19 protein-coding genes are annotated in these 23,084 nt (G+C 72.1%); 8 read left to right on the top strand and 11 right to left on the bottom strand.

Translation table 11 applies throughout. The features are described 5' to 3' along the window. Positions 1-116: 116 nt before the first annotated feature. Positions 117-3,095, bottom strand: a complete 2,979-nt coding sequence (locus OIE75_RS16255) for an AfsR/SARP family transcriptional regulator (RefSeq protein WP_307013115.1) — start codon at positions 3,093-3,095, stop codon at positions 117-119. A 93-nt stretch (positions 3,096-3,188) separates the two neighbouring features. Beyond that, positions 3,189-3,623, bottom strand: coding sequence for a nitroreductase/quinone reductase family protein (locus OIE75_RS16250; protein WP_307013113.1), 435 nt, complete (start codon positions 3,621-3,623; stop codon positions 3,189-3,191). A gap of 103 nt (positions 3,624-3,726) precedes the next feature. Here OIE75_RS16250 and OIE75_RS16245 point away from each other — a divergent pair, with 103 nt between their 5' ends. After that, entirely contained in the window at positions 3,727-4,575 is an 849-nt protein-coding gene (locus OIE75_RS16245; protein WP_329471312.1) for an endonuclease/exonuclease/phosphatase family protein, read from the top strand. Here OIE75_RS16245 and OIE75_RS16240 read toward each other — a convergent pair. Continuing rightward, complete coding sequence (locus tag OIE75_RS16240; protein ID WP_329471311.1) at positions 4,547-6,055, bottom strand: CehA/McbA family metallohydrolase; 1,509 nt, start codon at positions 6,053-6,055, stop codon at positions 4,547-4,549. The two genes, OIE75_RS16245 and OIE75_RS16240, sit on opposite strands and share 29 nt — an antisense overlap. A gap of 186 nt (positions 6,056-6,241) precedes the next feature. Here OIE75_RS16240 and OIE75_RS16235 point away from each other — a divergent pair, with 186 nt between their 5' ends. Both OIE75_RS16235 and OIE75_RS16230 read left to right on the top strand, forming a co-directional pair. Beyond that, complete coding sequence (locus tag OIE75_RS16235; RefSeq protein ID WP_307013108.1) at positions 6,242-8,845, top strand: bifunctional FO biosynthesis protein CofGH; 2,604 nt, start codon at positions 6,242-6,244, stop codon at positions 8,843-8,845. Positions 8,846-8,942: 97 nt separating this feature from the next. Then, a complete protein-coding gene (locus OIE75_RS16230; RefSeq protein WP_329471310.1) occupies positions 8,943-9,506 on the top strand; it encodes a hypothetical protein in 564 nt (187 codons plus the stop codon). On the opposite strand, the gene OIE75_RS16225 is transcribed toward OIE75_RS16230, so the two are convergent. The 4 genes from OIE75_RS16225 to OIE75_RS16210 are packed head-to-tail and all read right to left on the bottom strand — an operon-like array spanning position 9,490 to position 11,328. Continuing rightward, on the bottom strand, positions 9,490-10,002 hold the full coding sequence (locus tag OIE75_RS16225; protein WP_307013104.1) for a DUF2165 domain-containing protein: 513 nt from the start codon (positions 10,000-10,002) through the stop codon (positions 9,490-9,492). The genes OIE75_RS16230 and OIE75_RS16225 overlap by 17 nt on opposite strands. A 29-nt stretch (positions 10,003-10,031) precedes the next feature. Continuing rightward, entirely contained in the window at positions 10,032-10,268 is a 237-nt protein-coding gene (locus OIE75_RS16220; protein ID WP_329471309.1) for a tyrosine-protein phosphatase, read from the bottom strand. Between the two features lie 50 nt (positions 10,269-10,318). Beyond that, entirely contained in the window at positions 10,319-10,519 is a 201-nt protein-coding gene (locus OIE75_RS16215; protein ID WP_307013101.1) for a DUF397 domain-containing protein, read from the bottom strand. Next, positions 10,516-11,328 (bottom strand): helix-turn-helix domain-containing protein, encoded by an 813-nt coding sequence (locus tag OIE75_RS16210; protein WP_307013099.1) that lies wholly within the window; start codon positions 11,326-11,328, stop codon positions 10,516-10,518. The genes OIE75_RS16215 and OIE75_RS16210 overlap by 4 nt, the downstream gene beginning before the upstream one ends. A gap of 373 nt (positions 11,329-11,701) precedes the next feature. On the opposite strand from OIE75_RS16210, the gene OIE75_RS16205 reads away from it, so the two are divergent. The 3 genes from OIE75_RS16205 (at position 11,702) to OIE75_RS16195 (ending at position 14,285) form a co-directional block, all read left to right on the top strand. Continuing rightward, positions 11,702-12,532, top strand: coding sequence for a helix-turn-helix domain-containing protein (locus OIE75_RS16205; RefSeq protein ID WP_329471308.1), 831 nt, complete (start codon positions 11,702-11,704; stop codon positions 12,530-12,532). A 43-nt stretch (positions 12,533-12,575) separates the two neighbouring features. Then, positions 12,576-13,064: a hypothetical protein gene (locus tag OIE75_RS16200; protein WP_329471307.1), complete on the top strand. Its 489-nt coding sequence runs from the start codon at positions 12,576-12,578 to the stop codon at positions 13,062-13,064. A gap of 105 nt (positions 13,065-13,169) precedes the next feature. Further along, the gene (locus OIE75_RS16195; protein ID WP_329471306.1) at positions 13,170-14,285 is read left to right on the top strand and encodes an ADP-ribosylglycohydrolase family protein; all 1,116 of its coding nucleotides are present in this window, start codon (positions 13,170-13,172) and stop codon (positions 14,283-14,285) included. Between the two features lie 60 nt (positions 14,286-14,345). On the opposite strand, the gene OIE75_RS16190 is transcribed toward OIE75_RS16195, so the two are convergent. After that, positions 14,346-14,630 carry a DUF4190 domain-containing protein gene (locus OIE75_RS16190; RefSeq protein WP_307013091.1) on the bottom strand — a complete coding sequence of 95 codons (285 nt, stop codon included), beginning with the start codon at positions 14,628-14,630 and terminating at the stop codon, positions 14,346-14,348. 501 nt (positions 14,631-15,131) lie between these two features. Between OIE75_RS16190 and OIE75_RS16185 the strand changes: the two genes are divergently transcribed. Further along, positions 15,132-15,542, top strand: coding sequence for a VOC family protein (locus tag OIE75_RS16185; protein ID WP_234957176.1), 411 nt, complete (start codon positions 15,132-15,134; stop codon positions 15,540-15,542). A gap of 71 nt (positions 15,543-15,613) precedes the next feature. Here the strand turns inward: OIE75_RS16185 and OIE75_RS16180 are convergent, their stop codons facing one another. The 3 genes from OIE75_RS16180 to OIE75_RS16170 form a co-directional block, all read right to left on the bottom strand. Beyond that, the gene (locus OIE75_RS16180) at positions 15,614-17,197 is read right to left on the bottom strand and encodes a sodium:solute symporter family protein (RefSeq protein WP_329471305.1); all 1,584 of its coding nucleotides are present in this window, start codon (positions 17,195-17,197) and stop codon (positions 15,614-15,616) included. A gap of 226 nt (positions 17,198-17,423) precedes the next feature. After that, positions 17,424-19,313 (bottom strand): MFS transporter, encoded by a 1,890-nt coding sequence (locus tag OIE75_RS16175; protein WP_307013085.1) that lies wholly within the window; start codon positions 19,311-19,313, stop codon positions 17,424-17,426. 199 nt (positions 19,314-19,512) lie between these two features. Continuing rightward, the gene (locus OIE75_RS16170; protein WP_443078364.1) at positions 19,513-22,044 is read right to left on the bottom strand and encodes a D-alanyl-D-alanine carboxypeptidase; all 2,532 of its coding nucleotides are present in this window, start codon (positions 22,042-22,044) and stop codon (positions 19,513-19,515) included. Positions 22,045-22,188: 144 nt separating this feature from the next. Here OIE75_RS16170 and OIE75_RS16165 point away from each other — a divergent pair, with 144 nt between their 5' ends. After that, positions 22,189-22,950 carry a GOLPH3/VPS74 family protein gene (locus OIE75_RS16165; protein WP_307013081.1) on the top strand — a complete coding sequence of 254 codons (762 nt, stop codon included), beginning with the start codon at positions 22,189-22,191 and terminating at the stop codon, positions 22,948-22,950. The last annotated feature ends 134 nt before the right edge of the window (positions 22,951-23,084 follow it).

Raw genomic sequence — 23,084 nt, 5'->3', positions numbered from 1 at the left:
CCGCACACTAACCCGTCGGCTCGCTGGTCACCCGTCTGCCCCCCGACGCGACGGCGTGACAGGAACGAGCGTGACGGAGGGCGATAAACGAATGCTGAACGGCCCTGTCAGCCGGCTCAGGCCGCCGTCGCGGGCTTCAGCAGGGCTCGTACGGCGTCCGCCTCCGGGGAGCCGTTGGCCTCGTAGAGGTTGAGCGCCTCGCGCCAGCACGCCTGTCCCCGGTCCACCTCGCCGAGGCCGCTCAGGGAATGCCCGAGGAGTTTCAGCACGTTGCCGCGCATCTGGTCACCGCCGATGCAGCCAAGGGCCAGGGCCTGTTCGGCGTGCTGTGCGGCCGGACCGGGACGGTGGGCCGTCAGGTGGGTCTCGGCGATCCTGAAGTGGGTGGTGCCCGCCCACAGCCGCTGCCTGTGGTCCACGAAGATGGTCAGGGCCTGCGAGAACTGCGCGAGAGCGTCGATGTGACGGCCGGCTGTCACGTAGGCGACGCCGAGGGCGTAGTGCCCGTTGGCCAGGCGCATGGTGCTGCCGACCTGGACGTGCACGGCAAGGCCGTTCTGCGCGAACTCGATGGCCTTGGCGGTGTTGCCCATCCCCATGTAGGCGCGCGAGAGATTGCACAGGGCGGTCGCCTCGCACAGGCCGTTACCAGCGGCCCGGAAACCCTCGATGGCCTGGTCGAAGAACACCTTGCCGTCGGAGTAGCGGTGTTGATGCAGGGCGATGAGACCGCAGTCCTGTGCAGCCCAGCTCGCGGCGGTGGGGTCCGCCGCGGCAGTTGCCCGCTCCATGGCGAGACGCGCCTCTTCCGAGGCCTGCTGGATGCGGCCGGACACCAGCAGGAACCCGGTGAGTGCGATACGCGCCCTGCCCTCCGCGCGGGTGTCACCCACGGCCTGCGTCGCTTCGCGCACGGCCACTGCCGTCGTCTCGTACTGGCGCGAGTTGGCGCCGGACTCCGCCAGGTCCCTCGCGGCCCACAGGAGATCGACGGCACGGCGCAGCCTCTCCGTCCCGGCGGCCTGGCGTACACATGCCAGCAAGGCCGAGGACTCGGTGTACAGCCAGTCCAGCGCCGCCGGACCGTCGGCGAAGCGAAGGCCGGGATACTTGGTCACCTCCAAGTGGTCCACCAGCCGATCGCCGGGCCGCTCGATCGCGTACACCCCCGCCGCCGTAGCCAGATAGAAGTCCAGCAACCGCGACATCGCCGCCCCCCGCTCGCTCGGCGGTTGCTCGTCCCGTTCCGCGCACGCACGCGCGTAGAGGCGGACCAGGTCGTGGAAGCGGTAGCGGCCCGGGGCCGCCGATTCCAGGAGGGACGTGTCGACCAGGGACTCCAGGAGGTCCTCCGTGTCGTCCACGGGGAGGTCCAGCACCGCAGCCGCGGCCGCCAGGGAGAGGTCCGGGCCGTCGGCCAGGCCGAGGAGGCGGAAGGCGCGGGCCTGGGCGCGCTCCAACTGGCCGTAGCCCAGCTCGAAGGTGGCCTTGACGGCCAGGTCACCGGCCTGGAGTTCGTCAAGCCGGCGACGCTCGTCCGCCAGCTTCGCCGCGAGGACCGAGACCGTCCAGGTGCGGCGGGCCGCGAGCCGGGACGCGGCGATGCGGATCGCCAGCGGCAGGAAGCCGCACGCGCCGACCACGTCCAGGGCCGCCTCCCGTTCCGAGGCCACCCGCTCCTCGCCCACGATCTTCGTGAAGAGGGCCAGCGCCTCCTCCGGGGACATCACGTCCAGGTCGACCAGCTGCGCCCCGGCGAGATCCACCATCCGCACCCGCGCCGTCACCAGCGCCGCGCAGCCCTCCGTGCCGGGCAGCAACGGCCGTACCTGCGCGGCGTCACGGGCGTTGTCGAGGAGGACGAGGACGCGGCGCCCGTCCAGCACGGAGCGGTAGAGGGCGGCGCGCTCCTCCAGGGAGTCGGGGATGGCCGAGTCGGCCGTACCGAGGGCGCGGAGGAACGAGCCCAGCACCGTCTCCGGCTCCGCCGCCCGCGCGCCCGCGCCCTGGAGGTCGACGTACAGCTGCCCGTCCGGGAAGGCGGCCCGCGCCTGGTGGGCGACGTGCACGGCGAGGGTGGTCTTGCCGACGCCGCCGATGCCCGCCAGCGCGGAGACCGCCATCACGCGGCCGGAGTTCCCGCTCCCGTCCCCGGACGCGGAGGACAGTACGTCGCTCAGCTCGCGCACGAAGGAGGCCCGGCCCGTGAAGTCGGACACCGTGGCCGGGAGCTGCGCCGGACGTACGGGGGACGGCACCGTCTCCGCGGCCGGGGCCGACGGTTCGGCGAGGCCGGGGTCGGCCTGGAGGATGCGCTGCTGGAGTTCCTGGAGGCCGGGGCGGGGGTCGACGCCGAGTTCGTCGGCGAGCAGGCGCCGCGTGTCCGCGTAGACCGCGAGGGCCTCCGCCTGGCGGCCGCTGCGGTACAGGGCCAGCATCAGCAGCTCGCGCAGGCGCTCCCGCAGCGGGTGCTCCGCCGTGAGCGCCGTCAGCTCCGAGACCGCCTCCGCGTGGCAGCCCTGCTCCAGGTCCATGTCCAGGCAGGTTTCGAGGAGTTGCAGCCGCCACTCCTCAAGACGGACGCGCTGCGCCTCCGCGTAGGGTCCCGGAACGCCCGCCAGCACCTCGCCGTCCCACAGCGCGAGCGCGCGGCGCAGGAGGTCACGGGCGTGGCACAGGTCCCCCGCGGTCCGCGCCTTCTCGGCGCCGGTGGCCAGGTCCTGGGCCGCCGCGAGGTCCAGCGCCCCCTCGGCGAGACCGCGCACGGCGTACCCGCCGGACTCGCTCACCAGGACCCCGGGGTCCAGGATCTTCCGCAGCCGGGACGCATACGTCCGCACCGCCGCCAGCGCCTGCGACGGCGGTTCCTCGCCCCACAGGGCGTCGATCAGTTCGGCCGCCGTCGCCGTGCGGCCCTCGCGGAGCAGCAGCGCGGCCAGCAGCGCGCGCTGCTGCGGGGAGCCGGTGGCCAGCGCCCCCTCGCCCCGCCAGGCCCGCACCGGTCCGAGCACGCCGAACCGGAGCGCGGCCGACCCGTCCGGTTCCGCCGGGGTTCCGGGACGCCGCTGCTCCGGAACCCGCGGTCCACCGTCCATGCCGTCGTCCCCCTAGACATCCTGAGCAACCAGGCCAGTTTGCCTTGTTCATGCCGACCACGTCAGCCGTGGGAGACGCCGATCACAAGGTTCTCACCTGCTCCCTGACCCCTCCCCCTCCAGCTCCACCCGCACCGTCAGCAGCCCCGTCCCCACCCCCATCGCCCGTACCGCCAGGCTGTTGAGGCGGGGGAGCCGGCGCAGGCGGGCGAGTGGGTCGTCGTCGGGGAGGAGATGGGCCGTTCCCTGGTGCCAGCGGCCGCGGAGGCGTACCCGGACGCGCGGGTCGGCGCGGATGTTGCGGACGTACTGGGACCGTTCGCCGAACTCCGAGACCAGCCAGAAGTCGTCGCCGACCCGGCGTCCGCCGACCGGTGTGCGGCGGGGGAGGCCGGAGACGCGGCCGGTGGTCTCGAGGAGGGTCTGGCCGGGCAGTCTGCGTACGACGGCGTTGAGGCGGCGCTGGAAGGCCGTGACGGCCCGGTACTTCTTCTCGGCCTTGGGCGGCCTCTCGGCGTTGGACGACATCGACATCCTTCGTTCACCCTTCCGACTCTTGTGTCTCCATGTTCCCGGAAAACCTCTGGGGGACGGGCGGGGCGGGCGTGGCGGACGGACGGGTGGTGCGGGTGTGCGTGTGGTGACGTGGAATCTGTGGTGGCGGTTCGGGGCGTGGGCCGACCGGCAGAAGGCGATCCTCGCCGTGCTGCGGGAGTTGCGGCCCGATGTCGTCGGGCTCCAGGAGGTGTGGGCCGCCGACGACGGCGAGAACCTCGCCGGGTGGCTGGCGCGGGAACTCGGCCTGCACTGGGCCTGGGCGCCCTCGCCCGCGCCCGAGCGGTGGCAGCGGCGGATCGGGGACGGCTCGGTCGGCATCGGCACCGCGGTGCTCAGCCGCTGGCCCGTCGTGGAGCGCGCGGTGCTGCGGCTGCCGGCCCCCGACGAGGTCGACGACGGGCGGCTGGCGTTCCACGTCCGGCTGGACGCGCCCGGTCACCAGGTGTCCTTCTGCACCGTCCACCTCAACTCGGGTGCCGGAGCCTCCGAGGCGCGGCGCGCACAGGTCGCGGCCCTGGTGGAGTTCGTCGCCGCGCACCGGCACGGCACCGGCTTCCCGGCCGTCGTCACCGGTGACTTCAACGCCCTCCCCGAGTCCCCGGAGGTGCGCCCCCTGCGTACGGCGCGGCTCCACGACGCCTGGCTGCACGCCGGGCCCGGCCTGCCCTCCGGCACCTGGGGCCCGGGGGACCCCGACGGGCCGGGCGGGCTGAGCGCGCGGATCGACCACGTGTACGTGGGCCCGCCCGGACCCGGCGGTCTCGGCCGGGTCCGGGCGGTACGGCGGGCCGGCGACCGCCCCGTCGACGGCGTCCGCCCCTCCGACCACGCGGCGGTCGTAGCCGACCTCGACGACGGAGGGGCGGCCCCCGCCGCGGGAACGCCGGGGGCGGCTACGGCCCCAGGAACACCGGGTTGGTGAACGCCGCCAGCGCCCCCGGCAGCGGACCGGCCGCCGCCTCGTGCCGTACCTCGGCCCGTACGTACGCCGCGTACGAGGCGGTCGTCCGCCACTCCACGACGCCCGCACCGGACACCGGCAGCGGGTCGCTGGTGAACAGCACCCCCTGGTCGGTGACGAGGCGCACCGTGCAGCGCGGGGCGCCGGTCACCTCCAGGCGGACGGTGACCGGGGTGTCGCCGTCCACGCGCAGCCGCTCACCGATCCCGGCGTGCTCGCCCCGGCCGCCGGACGCGGTGAAGGCCAGCGACAGCCGCGACGACTCGGCGACGTAGGACCGGCCGGCCTTGATGCCCTCCTGGATCGCCTCCCGCGTCAGGTCGTCGGCGAGGACGACGGTCTGCGGGCGGCCGATGACGTCGGGGGAGCGGTGGGAGTCGCTGCTGCCCATCGCCGGGATCCAGCTCCGGCCGCCGTCCCGCACCGAGGCGACCAGCATGCCGTCCCAGTCGGCAAGCGCCACCTCGTCGTCGGGCGTGTAGGCGCCGTTCCACACCTCGACCGCGTCGGCCTCGCCGAAGCCGAACTTCCAGTTGCAGCCGATGCAGGTGGCGTGCGGGTGGGCCGGGACGACCAGGCCGCCCGCGCGGCGGATCTGCCGGGCGAAACGGCCGAAGCGGTTGTCCCGGGCCCGGTAGCGCCAGTCGACGAAGGTGCCGGGGTCGGTGCCGAGGGCGACGACGTGGCCGTTGCGGGTCGTCACCTCCTCGCCGAGCAGGATCAGCAGGTCGTCCCCGGCGAGGTCGGCCCAGTGCGCGTGGGCCGAGTGGGTGTTGTGCTCGGAGGAGTTGATGAAGTCCAGGCCCGCCGCACGGGCCAGCTCCGCGATCTCGGCGAGGGTGTAGCGGCCGTCGGAGTACTCGGAGTGCAGGTGGCAGTCGCCCCGGTACCAGGCACGGCCCCGTCCCCGGGCCCGCTCGGGCGGGTACACCGGGCGGGGGGTCTCGTCCTGCTCGCCGTACGTCAGTGTGATCGTGACCTCGTACGACAGGCCCTGCGGGGCGACCGTGTACGGGCCGAGGGCGACGTGCCAGGTGCCCGGCCGGATCCTCCCCGGGAGGTACCCCGGCGTCGCGTCGTCCGCCCGGACGAAGAACTCCGTGCGCGCCCCGCCCGACCAGCCCCGGAAGCCGCGGCCGCCCAGCTCGGTGCCGCGCTCGTCGAAGAGGCCGATGTCGAGGGCGTTGCCCTGGGTGCCGGCCGGGACGGTGGGGCGGTCGTAGGTGTAGGCGACGTGTATCTCGCGCACCCCGGCCGGGACTTCGACGGGGACGTAGACGAAGTCGGGGGAGCCCGGCGGCAGGGTGCCGCGCACGGTTCTCCTCCGCTCTTCCCGGGGTGCCGCCGAGGCGAAGCTCACGCTTCCCAACGTAAGCGCGGCGGCGGCTCCCGTCACGAACACCGCGCGTCTGCCGATCCCGGCGTGGTCGTCCTCGCACATGCTGCTGCTCCCTGCGTCGTCAGTGACATGACATCGGTGGTGCAGTGGTGGTGCGTGCAACCCTCGTATTGAGCCGTGAACTCCCGTGCAAGAGAAGGGGGTACGCGCATAGCGAGCCGGAATCCTCCCGGTGGGGCGCTCCGGATGTGCTCCGCGTCACGATCACCCCGCTCGTATGCTCGAAGGATGACGACTTCCGCGACCTCCGGAACCGGACCCGCCGACCAGGCCGGCCCCACCGAGAACTCCCTGCGTCGCGCCCTCAAACGCGCGCGGGACGGCGTCGCCCTGGACGTGTCCGAGGCCGCCGTGCTGCTCCAGGCGCGCGGCGAGCACCTCGACGACCTGACCGCGTCCGCCGCCCGGGTCCGGGACGCGGGCCTGGAGGCGGCCGGGCGGCCCGGCGTCATCACGTACTCGAAGAGCGTCTTCGTCCCGCTGACCCGGTTGTGCCGGGACAAGTGCCACTACTGCACGTTCGTCACCGTCCCCGGCAAGCTGCGCCGGGCGGGGCACGGGATGTTCATGTCGCCGGACGAGGTGCTCGACATCGCGCGCAAGGGCGCCGCCCTCGGCTGCAAGGAAGCCCTCATCACCCTGGGCGACAAGCCCGAGGACCGCTGGCCCGAGGCCCGCGAGTGGCTCGACGCGCACGGGTACGACGACACGATCGCGTACGTCCGCGCCATCTCCGTCCGCATCCTGGAGGAGACGGGCCTGCTCCCGCACCTCAACCCCGGCGTGCTGTCCTGGACGGACTTCCAGCGGCTCAAGCCGGTGGCGCCGTCCATGGGCATGATGCTGGAGACGACGGCGACCCGGCTGTGGTCCGAGCCCGGCGGCCCGCACCACGGCTCCCCGGACAAGGAGCCGGCCGTGCGGCTGCGCGTCCTGGAGGACGCCGGACGCTCCTCGGTCCCCTTCACCTCGGGCCTGCTCATCGGCATCGGTGAGACCTACGAGGAGCGCGCGGAGTCGCTGTTCGCGCTGCGCAAGGTCTCCCGCGCCTACCACGGCATCCAGGAACTGATCATCCAGAACTTCCGCGCCAAGCCGGACACGGCGATGCGCGGCATGCCGGACGCGGAGCTGGACGAACTGGTCGCCACGGTGGCCGTCGCCCGGCACATCATGGGCCCGTCCGCCTGCCTCCAGGCCCCGCCGAACCTGGTGGACGCCGAGTACGAGCGGCTGATCGGCGCCGGCATCGACGACTGGGGCGGGGTCTCCCCGCTCACCATCGACCACGTCAACCCCGAGCGGCCCTGGCCGCAGATCGACGAACTCGCCGCGAAGTCCCGGGCGGTCGGCTTCGAATTGCGGGAACGTCTCTGCGTCTACCCGGAGTTCGTCCAGCGCGGCGAGCCCTGGCTGGACCCGAGGCTGCGCCCGCACGTGGCGGCCCTCGCCGACCCGGCGACCGGCCTGGCGCTCCCGGACGCGCCGGTCGTGGGGCGTCCGTGGCAGGAGCCGGACGAGGCGTTCACCGCGTCCGGCCGCACCGACCTGCACACCACCATCGACACCGAGGGCCGCACCTCGGACCGCCGCGACGACTTCGACGAGGTGTACGGCGACTGGGGCGCCCTGCGCGAGGCCGCCGCGCCCGGCATGGTCCCCGAGCGCATCGACACCGACGTGCGCGCCGCGCTCGCCACGGCGGCCGACGACCCGACGCGGCTGACGGACGACGAGGCGCTGGCCCTGCTGCACGCCGACGGCCCGGCGCTGGACGCCCTGTGCAAGGTGGCCGACGACGTGCGCAAGTCCGTGGTGGGCGACGACGTCACGTACATCGTCACCCGCAACATCAACTTCACCAACGTCTGCTACACCGGCTGCCGCTTCTGCGCCTTCGCCCAGCGCCGCACCGACGCCGACGCCTACACGCTCTCCCTGGACCAGGTCGCCGACCGCGCCGAGCAGGCGTGGGACGTGGGCGCGGTCGAGGTCTGCATGCAGGGCGGCATCCACCCGGACCTGCCGGGCACCGCGTACTTCGACATCGCGAGGGCGGTGAAGGCCCGGGTCCCCGGCATGCACGTGCACGCCTTCTCGCCGATGGAGGTCGTCAACGGCGCGACGCGCACCGGCATGTCGATCCGGGAGTGGCTGGGCGCGGCCAAGGAGGCGGGCCTGGACTCGATCCCGGGCACGGCGGCGGAGATCCTCGACGACGAGGTCCGCTGGATCCTGACCAAGGGCAAGCTGCCGACGGCCACCTGGATCGAGGTGATCGAGACGGCCCACGAACTGGGCCTGCGCTCCTCCTCGACCATGATGTACGGCCACGTCGACCAGCCCCGCCACTGGCTGGGCCACCTGCGCACCCTGGCCGGCATCCAGCAGCGCACGGGCGGCTTCACGGAGTTCGTGACGCTCCCCTTCATCCACACCAACGCGCCCGTGTACCTGGCGGGCATCGCGCGGCCCGGCCCGACGGTCCGGGACAACCGCGCGGTGACGGCGATGGCCCGCCTGCTCCTCCACCCGCACATCCCCAACATCCAGACAAGCTGGGTCAAACTGGGCACGGAGGGCGCGGCGGAGATGCTCCGCTCCGGCGCGAACGACCTCGGCGGCACCCTCATGGAGGAGACGATCTCCCGCATGGCGGGCTCCTCCTACGGCTCGTACAAGTCGGTGAAGGACCTGATCGCGGTCGCGGACGCGGCGGGCCGCCCGGCCAAGCCCCGCACCACGCTGTACGGGCCGGTGCCCGAGGAGCGGCAGCGGGCGGCGCGGGACTCGGACGGGCACCTGCCGGAGCTGCTGCCGGTGCTGGACTGAGGCGCGGGCGGGCAGGGGCTGGGCGGGCGCGCAGTACGATGATCTGGCCCCAGGTGTGCAGGGGTCCCGTAGATGATCGCTGAGGAGATGCGTGCCCGTGCCTGCCCGACTTCCCTCATGGGCGTGGGTCTCCGGTCTGACCGTGGGCGCGATCGCGGCGGTGACCTTCCTGGCCGTGCAGGCGGACCAGGGGCCCCATCCCACCGCCTCGGCGACCCGGCCGTCGCCCACGGCGTCCGCCGGCAAGGACCCGTCGCCGAAGGAGACCGCGCCGGCCCGGGTGCCGGACGGCTCCGGCACCGGGCGGCGGGTCGTGTACTCGCTGGACCAGAAGCGGGTCTGGCTGATCGACGCCAGCGACGCCACCCGGCGGACGTTCACGGTGTGGCCCGGCACGGTCGACCCCGACCCGGGCACCTACACCGTCAGCAGCCGGGTCGAGGGCGCCACGACCGGCTCCGACGGGGTGCAGATCGAGCAGATCGTCTACTTCGCCCAGGAGGACGGCGTCTCGGTCGCCTTCTCCAACGCCGTCGACGGCTCCTCGCCGCCCCCGCCCGCCTCCGGTGCGAAGACGGGCGGCATACGGCTCCACAAGGCCGACGGGACGGCCGTCTGGGGTTTCGCGACGACCGGCACGAAGGTCACGGTCGTCGGCTAGCCTCTTCGCCGCCGGAGGGCAGGTGGGCGACGATCAGCACGACAGCGCTGATCAGGAACACCCGCAGTGCCGCGTCCAGCCCGTTCCAGTCCGCGGACTGCCACATCGCGAACCACTCACCGCCGATACCGATGAACCCGGCGCCGAAGAGCAGCATCAGCATGAGGGTGCCGTACGTGGTCAGGCGCCGCGCGGTGGTCTGGTCCCGGCGTATCCACAGCCAGGTCGCGCCGATCAGTACGAGCGCGGCCACGGTCTCCCACACGATGATCGCGACGTACGCGGCGTCCTGAAGTCCCTTGCTGGTGATCGCCCGCCACATCAGGTCGTCGTCCTTGAACGTGGTGTCCATCGCCAGGACGTGACGCACGAAGTCCCGGTTCGTCCCGAAATCGGTGATGTTGCCGAAGGCGACGAGGGCGATGTAGAGGGCGAGGACGCCGGTGAGGACGGTGGCGGCGAGGCGCAGGGGAAGGGGGTGTCTGGTGGTGGTCATGACCCCACCCTTCCCCATGCCGCTCGCGCTCAGCCGACCAGGAGGTCCGCCTTGAGCCGGCGCAGCTCGCGCGCGTCCATACCCAGGGCCTTCTCCTCGTACCCGGCGAACGAGCCGTAGGCGTCCTCGACTTCGGCGAAACCGGAGTTCAAGTAGGCGGCGCGCAGGGCGGCGGGCGCGGCCGTGGCGGCCGGGGTGGCCACGCCGGTCAGGAGCGCGGCGGCCGACAGGACGCAGGCCATGCTGACACGTGTCTTGTTCGTCATGGCCGGGATCGTTCATCGCCCGGACGGTCGCGCCGCTAACGGATCACGAACTACGCCCGTCGGGTGGCCGTCGTGACGGTGTGCACGAACGCGGTCCATGAGACGTCGGTGAAGGTGAGGCGGGCGGCGGTGGGGTTCTTGGAGTCGCGGACATGGATGGTGGAGGTGGTCGGGGGTATCGCCACCTCGACGCAATCAGGGCCGTCGTTGCTGCTGTAGCTGCTCTTGAACCACTCCAGGGCGGAGGTCATGTCTCTTCTCCCATGACTTTCTCGATGAAGGCCAGTGACTCACGGGGTGTGAGAGCCTGCGCGCGGATCATTCCATAGCGCATTTCCAGGACCTGGACATCCCGGGGTTCGCTGACGAGGCGGCTGTGCAGTTGGGCCTCCAGGTGTCCGAGTGTCTTGCCGTCCCGGAGTTTCAGCAGCCGGAGCGACCCGGCCATCCCCGCGTGATCCTCCCGCGCCGTCGGCATCACCTGGATCTCGACGTGCCGCAACCCCCCGACCTCCAGCAGGTGTTCGAGCTGCTGGCGGAGGACCATTCTGCCGCCGAGCGGGCGCCGCAGTGTCACCTCTTCTTGGACAAAGGTGAGCTGGGCCCTGGGCACGCGATCGAAGACCGCCTTCCGCGCCATGCGGGCGGAGACGTACCGGTCGACCTCTTCCTCCGTGAACGCCGGGCGGCGCATCGCGTACAACGCGCGGGCGTACTCGGGTGTTTGCAGCAGCCCGTGGATGTGATGACCGGCGTACGCCCCCAGCTCGACCGCCTCGTCCTCCAACCTGGCAAGGTCCCGCACCTTCTTCGGGTAACGGGCCTTCTCCACGTCCTCCTTCATCGTGGCGAGCTTGCCGTCCGCGCCGAGGACCTCGTCGGCCTTGTCCAGGAAGTCCGGCTTGGGGATGCGCCGCCCGCGCTCGACCGAGGAGACCAGGTCCTCGCCGTAGCCGATCGCGGCGCCCAGCTCCGGCTGGGTCATCCCGGCGGCCTCGCGCCACATCTTGACCTGCCGCCCGACCGTCTTGAGTACGGCCTCGGACTCCTCGTCCTCCATGTCTTCCCCTCCTGCACGGTCACCCTCGGTGTCGGGATCGTCACCGCACAGAGTAGAGCGGGTCCCGCGTACCCACGACCCGGTCGCCGACGAGGTCTGCCTGGGCCCAACCGGCCCTTCCCGCCCACCGGATCGTGGCTGGACGCGACCCGGCCGGACGCGACGCCAAAGACCAAAGAACCGGGGAAAGAACCGAACCCGCCCCTGCCGCCCCCGTCGCTCACCCTCCGGAGTGAACATCACCAACTCGGCTGGCGCGGAGGGGCGTTCATGGTGCAGCGTCTGCCGCAACAACACCAGACATGATTCGGCCCCCGCCGGGACTGCCATCCCACTGCGAGGGCCTGATCACCGAGGAAGTAGAGGCTTCCCGATGACTGAGCAGAACCCTAGCGCGCACGCGCGCCCCGCGTCCGGCCGTCGCGCCGGTGGCGTCGAGCACGAGAACCACCCGCACCACGACAACTTCACCGTGGTCGGCAACCACCTCCTCCAGCACCCCGAGCTGTCCCTGACGGCGATCGGCCTGGCCGTCCACATCCAGTCGCTGCCCGCCGGGGCGCCGGTCGGGATCAAGGCGCTGGCGGGGAAGTTCCCCGAGGGCGAGATCCGGATCGCCGCGGCTCTGCGGGAGTTGGAGGAGCACGGCTACCTCGCACGCACCAAGGAGCGTCTTCAATCGGGCCGAGTCGTGACCCGGACGGTCTCCCGCAACAAGCCCCGCGCGAGCCTGGCGGCCGCACTGTCGCCCGCCGAGCCGCCTACGTTCGGGCCCGCGATTCCGGCCGCCTCGCATGCGCGCCCCACCCCGGCTCCCTGGACCGACCGCACCCCCGCGTCCGACCTGCTCACCCGCCTGCGCCTGCACGACTCCCGCCTGCTGCTCACCCAGCGGGACGTCCGCCGTCTCGCCCCGTCCGTCACCGTGTGGCTGGAGCGCGGCGTCCCCGCGAGCGCGGTGGAGCGGGCCCTGGCGGCCGGCCTGCCCCAGGAGCCGATCCGCCACCCGGCGGCCTTCCTGGAGCGCCGCCTCACCGCCGACCTCCCTCCGTTCCTGCCCGCACCTCGCCCCGAGGCCCCCGGCCCACGCCTCCCCGACCCCCTCCAGACCTGCGACGGGTGCGAACGCGCCTTCCGCGCCCAGCGACCGGGGCGGTGCCGCGACTGCCGCGAGGGCGGCGCCCGGGGGTACGCGGCCGCGTAGAAACCGGCTCGACCTCGGTGCCCCAGGGGGGAATCATGGTCGAGTGACGTCGGCCGAAGCAGCAGCACTCGCCCTGCAGGACCATGCCGCCCTGTGGAGGATGGGCGAGGTCGGAGCCGTCGACGTCGTCTCCAGCGCCTGTGATGCGCTCGTCGCCGGCCTCGACAGTCCGGCCCTGCGGATGCTGGCCGCGTGCACCCGTAGGGAGGCGGATTACGACGTCCCCGATCTCCTTCCCCCCGCACTCGACGAACTGGGCCTCACGCTCCACCCGGCGGGCAGCCGTGCCGCGCGGGAAGCCGGCGTACGAGCACTCGCCGCCCGCACGCTGGCCGGCGAGCTGACGCCGCGCGAACTGGCCTTCCGGATCCACCAGCGCTTCGGACACGACCTTCCGTTGACCGAACGTCTCGCCGCACTGGACGGCGAGTACGACTACCTCGAACACGGCGAGGGGACACCGGCACAGGTCGACGCCGACGTTCTGGCCGAAGCTCTGCGGCTCACCACTGCCGCCCGCCCCATGCCATGACGTGAACGTTTCCACACCGTTCCGCCCCTGAAGCGACCGTCCACCTTCGAATAAAGTGCTGGGCGTCGTACGTACGGACCATGTCGATGCCGAGGGGAGGTCCGGGTGGGCGCGACAGCCGGTGCCGTCTGGGGGCGTGCCGAGCAGCAGGACTTCCGCAGCCGGGTGCGCGGGACGCTGCTCGGTGTGGCCGTCGGGGACGCCTTCGGCGCGCCCGTCGACGGGCTGGACCTCGACGGGATCCGGGAGGAGCACGGCGCGGAGGGGCTGACCGACCTCGCCCCCGCTTACGGTCGGCGCGGTGCGGTCACCCACCTCACCCAGCTCAGCCTGTTCTCCGTGGACGGGCTGATACGGGCCCAGGTACGGCGGGACACCGGCGCCTGGCATCCGCCGACCGACCTGCACCGGGCCTACCGGCGCTGGGCCGCCACCCAGCGCGACTGGGGTCCCGACCTTCGGCGCAAGGACGACGGCTGGCTGGCCCACGAGGAGTGGCTGTACGTCCGCCGGGACGCCCCGCGCGCGCTGCTGCTCGGGCTGGGCGACGAGACCATGGGGACGCCGGAGGCACCCAAGAACCCCGGTGAGCGCGGGCCCGAGGCGGCGGCACGGTCGGCGCCGTTCGGTCTGCTGGTCGGCTGGGAGCCGCAGCTGGTCGTCCAGCTCGCCGTGGAGTGCGCGGCGCAGACCCACGGGCATCCGACCGGGTACCTGGCGGCGGGCGCGTACGCCGTGATCGTGCACGGGCTGGCGCGCGGGGAGAGCCTGGACGCGGCGGTGCAGCGCGCCCTCGCCCTGCTCGTCGCCCGGCCGGGGCACCCACCCGTGACCGAGGCGCTCCAGCACGCGCTGGGCGCGGTACGGCAGGGGCTGCCGACCCCGGCGCGGGTGACCGAGCTGATCGGCGAGGGCGCGGCGGAGGGACTGGTCGCCGCCTCGGTGTACTGCGCCCTCGTCGGCGAGGACGTACGGCACGGACTGCGGCTCGCCGTGAACCACGACGGCCCCTCCGCGGCGATGGGCGCCCTCACCGGCGGCCTCCTCGGCGCGCTGCACGGCGAGACGGCCCTGCCCCCGGCCTGGCTGGCCGAGCTGGAGGGCCGGGCGACCCTCCTGGAACTGGCCGACGACTTCGCCATGGAGATGACCCAGGGCCCGGCCCTGCACGGCCCGGCGGGCTCGTCCCCGGGCTGGCTGGCCCGCTACCCGCGCGCCTAGAACGCGGGAGGCTCCGCGCAGCAGTCCTGCGCGGAGCCCCTGGCCGGCCGGTTACGGGCGTCAGCCGCCCACGTACCAGCTGAAGCCGCCGTTCGACGCGGCCACGATCATCAGCACGACGAAGAGCAGCACGTCGACGATGCCGAGTGCGATGGCGGCCTTCGCCATTCCGGCGCCGCCCTTCGCCCCGGCCTGTCGCAGGCCGACGGCACCGAAGACGATGGCCAGCGGTCCGAGCACGATGTTCAGGATGAAGATGCCGACGACGCCGCACGCGAGACCGGCGACGGCAAGTCCGTTGGTACGCGAGCCTGCGGCAGACGCACTGTTGCTGAAGTTGGTCATCGCTCTCTCCCCACCTCGGGTCCGGCTTCCGTGTGCTCCCGTCTGCCCCGCCTCTCGACGAGCAGACGGCATGCGGACAATCACTTTCGGTCGTGATTTGCCACTGCTTTGCACAGGCGCGGACCGCCGCCTGTCCGCGTGTGTCCGGATGACACCACTTCGGCCTGCCCGAAAAGCGCTATGCGGAGGGGCGTGTTCTGACCCGCCTGGTTCGTGTGTTCGAGGGCAGGGCGGCCAACCTGTACGGCTTCTCTGCCAGGTTGTGGCTGCCTCGGGAAGGAGAAGACTTGGCCGCCGCGAGTGGAAGCAGCTTCTGGCCCACTGGCGCGATCATGCTCGTCGTGATCACCGTCATCGTCGTGTCGATCGGGATCTGGCGAAGCCACAACGCGAAGAAGAGCAAGTAGCAGAGGTCCGGCACCGACAGATGCCGTCTGTTGGTATGAGTCCCGGCCTCCGGCACCAGGGCACACCGCCCCCCGCCCCGCTAGCGTGGCCCGCATGGGTATCAGCATTCACACCACCGTCCTCCCGCACGACGACCCGGACGCGTCGCTGGTGTTCTACCGCGACGTCCTCGGGTTCGAGGTCCGGCAGGACGTGGGGCAGGGCGCGATGCGCTGGATCACCGTCGGGCCCGCCGGTCAGCCGGACATCTCGCTGCTGCTGGCGCCGCCCGCCGCCGACCCCGGGATCACCGAGGCCGAGCGCCGGACCGTCGCGGAGATGATGGCCAAGGGCACCTACGGGTGGCTGCTGCTCGCCACCAAGGACCTCGACGGCACCTTCGAGAAGCTGCGGGCCGGGAACGCCGAAATCGTCCAGGAGCCGACCGAGCAGCCGTACGGCATCCGGGACTGCGCCTTCCGCGACCCGGCCGGCAACCAGATCCGTATCCAGGAAGTGCACTGAGCCGGGCGCCTCCTGGCCGCTCCGACCGGCGCCCGTCGTCGCGGGCACCGGTCGGAGAGACACGCGCGGGGCTAGTCGCCCACCCTGCTGCCCGCCTTCGCGTCGCCCACCCCGGGCGCAGGCTTCGGGATCGCGGCCGTCGCGGCGGACACGTCGCCGTCGTCGTCGGTGTTGACGCGCTCGATGATCGCCAGCCGCTCCGGGGTGTCCTCCGGCTTCAGGTAGCCGATCACGATGTACAGGACCAGCGAGACCGCCAGCGGGATGGAGACCTGGTACTCCAGCGGCACCCCGCCGTCCACGTTCCAGCTGATCGGGTAGTTGACCAGCCAGAAGGCGAGCAGTCCGAGCCCCCAGCTGGTGAGCGCGGCGGTCGGGCCGGAGCGGCGGAAGGGCCGCAGCAGGCCGAGCATCATCGGGATCGCGATCGGGCCCATCAGGCCGGCGACCCACTTGATGACGACCGTGATGATGTCCTTGAACGTCGGCGAGTCGACCTGCGTCGCCACCGCCATCGACAGCCCGAGGAAGACCACCGTCGTCAGCCGCGCCGCCAGCAGTCCGGCGCGCTGCCCCCACTCCCGCGCCCGCGACGACAGCACCGGTGCCACGTCCCGGGTGAACACGGCCGCGATGGCGTTGGCGTCCGAGGAGCACATGGCCATGGTGTGCGAGAAGAAGCCGACGATGACCAGGCCGAGCAGTCCGTGCGGCAGCAACTGCTCGGTCATCAGGGCGTACGAGTCGGAACCGTCCGGCTTCTGCGACTCCACCAGCAGCGGCGACATCCACATCGGGAAGAACAGCACCAGCGGCCAGACCAGCCAGAGCACCGCCGAAAGCCGCGCCGACCGGGTGGCCTCGTGGGCGTTGCGGGTGGCCATGTAGCGCTGGGCCTGGTTGAGCATGCCGCCGTTGTACTCGAAGAGCTTGATGAAGAGGAAGGCCAGCAGGAACACCGTTCCGTACGGGCCGACCAGCGGCTGTCCGTGGCCCTGGAGGGCGGGCTCGTCCCAGACGCCGAAGAAGCCGCCGTAGTCGCCGAGCTTCATCACCACGGCCACGAACATCGCCACGCCGGCCAGCAGCTGGATGATGAACTGGCCCAGCTCGGTCAGCGCGTCCGCCCACAGGCCGCCGATCGTGCAGTAGATGCCCGTGATGACGCCGGTGATCAGGATGCCCTGGTTGAGGCTGATGCCGGTGAAGACGGACAGCAGGGTGGCGATGGCCGCCCACTTCGCGGCCACGTCCACGATCTTCAGCAGCATGCCGGACCAGGCCAGCGCCTGCTGGGTGGGCAGGTTGTACCGGTTCTTCAGGTACTCCAGCGGCGAGGCCACGTGCAGCCGTGAGCGCAGCCGGTTGATGCGCGGCGCGAACAGCTTGGAGCCGATGGCGATGCCGAGCGCGATGGGGAACGACCACGTCACGAACGAGGTGACCCCGTAGGTGTAGGCGATGCCGGCGTAGCCGGTGAACATCACCGCGCTGTAGCCGGACATGTGGTGCGAGATGCCGGACAGCCACCAGGGCATCTTGCCCCCGGCCGTGAAGAAGTCGCTCACGTCGTCCACGCGTTTGTGCGACCACACGCCGATCGCCACCATGACGGCGAAGTAGCCGATGAGCACGGACCAGTCGAGACCGTTCATGTGCCCCCTTCCGGGGTCCGCCTTGTGAACTCCGCTCAGCTGGTTGGCACTTCGCACGAGCGGGGTAGGGGCGGGTAGGGGCGAGGCAGGGCGCGAAGTGCCCGCTCATCGTGGTTGCGTCGACGCGGGCACGACAAGGAAGGGGAAGGTCAAGAGGGAGTAAAAATGTTCGCCTTGCTGACCTCGGTTCACCTACATGAACGCCGAGAGGCCTTTCCCCAGAGGCTTACCTCAGCTCCTCCGGGCACGGTGTGCCCCGCTGCAGTCCGTACGGCGCGGCCAGCCGGTACGTGCCCGCCTCGGGGGCGACCAGCAGCGTCCACTTGTCGCCCTCGGCGGTCTCCTCGGTCTCCGTCACGCAGCCGTTCACGTTGTCGTACGTCTTCGGCGTGCCCTCGGGGCTGTTCTTGGAGCTCTCCGTCTCCTGCGGCGGCTGGAGCTTGTTGCCCTCGGCGTCCACCAGGCTCAGCCACGGCGAGTACGGCACCCGGACCAGGATCCGGCCCGGCTCCTTCACGTCGATCGTCCACTCGCCCTGCTCGGCGCGCTGGACCTCCGCGTTGGGCTCCGCCAGCGGGGTCGGGTTGGTCACCTGGAAGAGCTGCCAGTTGGCGTCGCCCCAGATCTGCTTCAGGAAGGGCAGGCCCCGCTGGACCAGCTCCCGCTCCCGCTCGCCGCCGTCCCCGTCCGGCTCGTCCTTCGGCAGCACCACGAAGTGCACCGCCCAGCGCTGCAGCCACTCGTGGTAGTTCGCCGAGTTGAGCGTGTCGTCGTAGAAGAGGGGGTTGCGCTCCATGTCGGCCTGGCGGTTCCAGCCGCGGGCCAGGTTCACGTACGGCGCCAGCGCCGAGGCCTCACGGTGGGAGCGGGCCGGGACGACCTCGACCCGGCCGCGCTCGGCGCCGACCTCCTGGAGCTCGTTGACCAGCGGCGCCAACTCCCGCGCCCACGAGGCGGCCGGCGTCGTGTGGATGACGTCGTCGGCCGACTTGAATCCGATCCAGACCACGAAGCCGACGAGCGAGACCACCAGCGCGTACCACTTGCGCGACTTCGGCACCGTGAACGGCAGGGCCGCCACCAGCGCCACCCCGGCGAAGAGCATCGCCAGGCGCGTGATGTTGGAGCCGATCTGCGAGCTGATCACCCAGACCAGCAGCACGGCCAGGCCGTAGACCGCCGAGGTGATCCGCACGGTGGTCCAGGTGCGCGGCACGAACGCGTAGACCAGGCCCGCGTACAGGACCGGCAGGGCCGCCGAACCGAAGGACATCGGCTGGGTGCCGGAGAAGGGGAACAGCCAGGCCGACAGCGCCACGACCGCCGCGGGGGCCAGCCCCAGCGACCAGGCGCCCGGCCGCCGCTTCTGGAGGAACAGCGCGACCGCCACCAGACCCACGAACAGGCCCGAGACCGGCGACGCCATCGTGGACAGCGCGGCCAGCGGCGCCGCGCACAGCCCCTTGGCCCAGCGCTCGTACCTCCAGCGGTAGGGCCAGCAGAAGACCGCGGCGACCGCGCCGAGGCCGAACACCATGCCGAGGCCGAAGGTCACCCGGCCCGACGCGGCGTTGCCCAGCAGTCCGAACAGCCCCGCCAGCGAGGCCCACAGCGGATTGCGCACCACGCGGCTGCGGATCAGGATCATCGTCAGCAGGCCCGCCGACACCGTGCCCGCGATCATCATGGTGGTCCGCACGCCGAGCACCGACATCAGGTACGGCGAGACCACGCTGTACGACACCGGGTGCATGCCGCCGTACCAGGCGAGGTTGTACGCCGAGTCCGGGTGCCGGCCGACGAACTCCGACCACGCGTCCTGTGCCGCGAGGTCGCCGCCGCTGTTCGCGAACGTGAAGAACCAGACGACGTGGAGGATGCCGGCCAGGGCGGTCACGGACAGCACGGGGTGGCGCAGCATGCGCTCGCGCACGGCGTGGAACGCGGCGTTCATCGGGGACGGCGCCTGCGGGCGGTCCTCGTGGGGCCCTTGCGCGTCCGTGTGTTCGGGGTCACGGCCGTCGCCCTCCCCGCGCGGCGCGGGTACGCGTGGTCGAGGGCCGGCTCCCGGGCCCGAATCGGCGTCGTCGGCGCGTGTCGGCTCCGCAGTGGCCACCTGAAGGCACTCCCCGTGTCCCGTCTTCTGCTTTGGGCCGTGTCCCGTTCCGGCGACCGGCGACCTGCCCCGTTTCGTGACGCTAGCACGCACGCCCGCACCGTGGCTTCCTCACTTTCGGCGCCCCATGCGACGCCCCCGCGGCCGGTCGGCCACGGGGGCGCGGAGGGCGTCGGCCGGGCCCGGACCGGGCCCGACGTCAGCCCACGCGGGTGAGCTTGTCCGTGAAGCCGGGCTCGGCGAGGTCGTCCCGCAGGGCGACCGGCACCTTCACCGCGCCGCTGCTGCCGCCGTCGCCGACCGCGAGGGTGCCGACCTTCGTCCCGGCCTTCGCCGTGTGCGGCACCTCGTCCGCCTTGAACGTCAGTTTCACGGTCAGCCCGGCCCAGCCGACCGCCTTGACGTCCTGCGTGGCGACGACCGGCGTGCGGCCGCCGAGGCCGTCGTCGACGTACCCGACGACGCTGCCCTTCTTCACGATCGTCGACGACTCCAGGGTGTCCTGGGCGGCCCGGATCAGCTTGTCGCTGGAGTCCAGCGCGGCACCGAGGATGGTGTTGTCCGCGCCGCCCGCCGGCTGCCGCACCACGGCACCGACGATGGTCCGGGTCTCGCCGTCGACGTCCTTCTTGGCCGCGAAGACGAGGTTGCCGAGCGCGGAGGTGGTGGTGCCGGTCTTGATGCCGACGACGTCGTTGTGGCCGACCAGGTGGTTCCAGTTGGAGTGGTTGACGCCCTTGTAGTCGTCGTAGGACATCATCGCGGCGACCTCGCGGAACGCGGGCTCCGTCATCGCCGCCTTGGCCAGCTTCACCTGGTCCACGGCGGTGCTCACGGTCGTGTTGTTCAGGCCCGAGGGGTCGGTGTACGTGGTGTTGGTCATGCCGAGGTCCTTCGCGGTGGCGTTCATCTTCTCCACGAACGCCTTCTCGGACCCCGCGTCCCAGCGGGCGAGCAGCCGCGCCACGTTGTTCGCGGACGCGATGAGGATGCTCTCGAGGGCCTCGCGCTGCGAGATCGCGTCGCCCGCGAACACGTTGACCGTCGACTCCTGGCCCGCCTGCGACTGGTCCTCGGCGGCCTGGTCGATCTTGATCTTCGGGCCCTCGGCGCCGCTCTTGAGCGGGTGCTCGCGCAGGATGACGTACGCGGTCATGACCTTGGCCACACTCGCGATCGGCACGGGCTTCTGGTCGCCGGACGAGCCGAAGGTGCCGATGCCCTGCACGTCGAGCGCGGCCTGCCCGCTGGACGGCCACGGGATCTGCGGCTTGCCGCCCTCGAAGGTGAAGCTCTCCTCCGCCGTGAGGTCCAGGGTCGGCGCGGGCAGCGGGCGCATCGACTGCGCCACCGCGAAGACGATCAGCAGCAGGACGACCAGCGGCGTCCAGATCTTGACCCGGCGCACCGTCGTCCGCAGCGGGGTCTCCGGGGGCGGCGGGGTGTTGGTCAGCTCCGCCAGCAGGTCCAGCGGCGGCTTCGGCGGCAGCGGCTGCTGTGTCGTCCGCTCCGGACCGACCTGCGGTACGGCGGCGGTGGGGGCGTTGCGGGGGACCCGCGGCGGCTCGGCGGGCTCGGCGGGCTCGGCGGGCTCGGAGGGTGCCTTCGGGGTGCCCGGCGGCTTGCGCGTCGCCGGGTCGTCCAGATGGCGCAGCGCCACGAACTTGCTGGTCCGCTCGACGTCGCGCGGCTCGTCGGCCTTGTTCCCCTTGTTCCCCTTGTCCGCCTTGTCGCCCTCGGTGTCCTTGGCGTCTTTGGCGTCCTTGTCGGACTTCCTGGGGGCCGGGGCGACGTCGCCCAGCTTCAGCATCGTCGTGGGCTGGTCGACGGGGGGCTTGGCGGGTCGCGTCTGGAACACGGCGGTGGGCTGGTCGACCGGACGCGTGTCCTCCGCGGGGGCGTCGGAGGGCTTCCCGTCGGCCTCCGGGGCCTCCTCGGGGGCCTCGGCGTCCTTCTGGGTGCCCTCGGTGTCCTCGTCGGTCTCCGGCGCTTCCAGGCGCGCGTTGGCGGCGGCCCGCTCGTCCGCGGTCGCCACCCAGGCGGCGACGGCATCCCGCAGCCGCCCGTCGCTGGGGGTGGCGTCGTCCCCGGCGTCGTCCTCTTCCTTGGACGTTGCGGACGCGTCCGACGTATCCGGCTTCTCGGACTTCTCCGGCGTATCCGCTTCCTCGGAGCCGTCCGACGCGTCGGAGACGTCGGACGCTTCAGCCTTGTCGCCCTTGTCGCCGTCGTCGCCCTCGTCGCCGTCGTCGTCCTGGGTGTCCTGGGCGTCCTGGGCATCCTCGTCGGCGGACTCCGCCTCGTCGGTCGCCTCGGCCTCCTCGGCCGTCCCGGAGCCTTCGGCCGGCTCCTCCTCCCGGGAGCCCTCGGCGTCCTCGGCCGGCTCCTCCTCGGCGGACCCGGCCTCCTCCGCCTCGTCCGTCGCGGTTTCCGTCTCCGTCTCGCGGACCGACAGCACCCGCGTCGCCGTGTCGACGCCCCCGCGCGGGCGCTCCGCGCCGTCGGACCCGGCGGACGCCGAGGACTTCGCGTCCTCCCGCGACACCGCCAGCCGCGGATCACGCCGTTCGCTCGCCTCGGTCCTGGCCTCGGGAACCGGACCCGCGCTCCCCGACGTCGGTTCTTCCGACGACTCGCGCTGCTTCGACCTGTCGGGGGACTCGCCCGCCACCGATGCCTCCTCCATGCGCCGCACGTGCTGTGCGCGCTGCCGATCCCGTACCGAAACCATTTACCAGTGTCCTGTGTACGGGGGGAACCCACGCGGAAGACGAGAACGACATACCTACTGGTTCCACTACAAACAGGTCACGCACCCTCGACAGACCAATGTGAGAGGGGTCACCCTGTGTCTCATCCACGCGGGGAGGCATGGATGGGCAGGAGCCGCAGAACAATTCCGGAGGAGCTTCTGCTGCTGGCGTTGGACCCGACCACGGGTACCACCGCACAGCCGCAGTCGCTCGACCTCGGTCTGGCCGGAGCGCAGCTGGTCGAGCTGGCGCTGGCCGGACGGATAGCCCCAGACGGGGATCGTATCGCCGTGGTGGCACCACGGCCGACAGGAGATCCAACACTGGACTGCGCGTTGGAGTTGCTGCGAAGGCGTGGCGCTCCCGTACGGGCGGTCAACTGGATTGGCGGGCCCCGCCTGGGGCTGCGCCAGACCTACCTCTCGCATCTGGAGCGATGCGGCATGGTGCATGCCGTGGAGGGCCAGATGTGCGGGGTGCTGCCGACGACTCGCTATCAGGCGACGGACACGGCGATCAGCAGGGAGATCAAGGCCCGCCTCGACTCGGCGATCCGCACCGGCGTTCCGCCGGACCCGCGGACCGCGGCGCTCGCCGCGCTGGCCCACGCGGTCGGTCTCGGCAAGCACCTCTACCCGGGCAACGAAGGACGTTCGTCGCGGTCCCGCCTGCGGGACCTCATCAGGCACGACCCCATGGGCGGCCTGGTGGCGCACGCGGTGATGGACGTTCAGAACGGTGCGGGGGCGCAGCCGCGCCGCGCTCCGGCCGCCCCGGCCGGCCGTCAGGCCGCCGGACCGGGTGGCAGGCCCGCTCCGGAACCCGCCCGCGGTGTTCCGGCGCAACCACGCCACGGATCCATGGCGCGTGCGGTGGCCCACTGAGCCGCACCGCACCGCAGTGACGCACACGCAGTACCGCACAGCCGCACCGCCAGTCCCCAAGCCCGGTCACGGGAGCCGCAGGTCCGCGCGGGGCGGCGGGACCGACCGTCCGTCCGGCATGCCGGACGGCGGCC

Source organism: Streptomyces sp. NBC_01723 (assembly GCF_036246005.1).
Classification (GTDB): domain Bacteria; phylum Actinomycetota; class Actinomycetes; order Streptomycetales; family Streptomycetaceae; genus Streptomyces.
Note: the sequence above shows the minus strand (reverse complement) of the source record. Positions and strands in the feature narration are given on the sequence as shown.

Coding starts and splice junctions, on each gene's coding strand:
- OIE75_RS16255 (WP_307013115.1), bottom strand. CDS start 3,095: ATGGACGGTGGACCGCGGGTTCCGGAGCAGCGGCGTCCCGGAACCCCG.
- OIE75_RS16250 (WP_307013113.1), bottom strand. CDS start 3,623: ATGTCGTCCAACGCCGAGAGGCCGCCCAAGGCCGAGAAGAAGTACCGG.
- OIE75_RS16240 (WP_329471311.1), bottom strand. CDS start 6,055: ATGTGCGAGGACGACCACGCCGGGATCGGCAGACGCGCGGTGTTCGTG.
- OIE75_RS16235 (WP_307013108.1), top strand. CDS start 6,242: ATGACGACTTCCGCGACCTCCGGAACCGGACCCGCCGACCAGGCCGGC.
- OIE75_RS16225 (WP_307013104.1), bottom strand. CDS start 10,002: ATGACCACCACCAGACACCCCCTTCCCCTGCGCCTCGCCGCCACCGTC.
- OIE75_RS16220 (WP_329471309.1), bottom strand. CDS start 10,268: ATGACGAACAAGACACGTGTCAGCATGGCCTGCGTCCTGTCGGCCGCC.
- OIE75_RS16215 (WP_307013101.1), bottom strand. CDS start 10,519: ATGACCTCCGCCCTGGAGTGGTTCAAGAGCAGCTACAGCAGCAACGAC.
- OIE75_RS16210 (WP_307013099.1), bottom strand. CDS start 11,328: ATGGAGGACGAGGAGTCCGAGGCCGTACTCAAGACGGTCGGGCGGCAG.
- OIE75_RS16205 (WP_329471308.1), top strand. CDS start 11,702: ATGACTGAGCAGAACCCTAGCGCGCACGCGCGCCCCGCGTCCGGCCGT.
- OIE75_RS16190 (WP_307013091.1), bottom strand. CDS start 14,630: ATGACCAACTTCAGCAACAGTGCGTCTGCCGCAGGCTCGCGTACCAAC.
- OIE75_RS16185 (WP_234957176.1), top strand. CDS start 15,132: ATGGGTATCAGCATTCACACCACCGTCCTCCCGCACGACGACCCGGAC.
- OIE75_RS16180 (WP_329471305.1), bottom strand. CDS start 17,197: ATGAACGGTCTCGACTGGTCCGTGCTCATCGGCTACTTCGCCGTCATG.
- OIE75_RS16170 (WP_443078364.1), bottom strand. CDS start 22,044: ATGGTTTCGGTACGGGATCGGCAGCGCGCACAGCACGTGCGGCGCATG.
- OIE75_RS16165 (WP_307013081.1), top strand. CDS start 22,189: ATGGGCAGGAGCCGCAGAACAATTCCGGAGGAGCTTCTGCTGCTGGCG.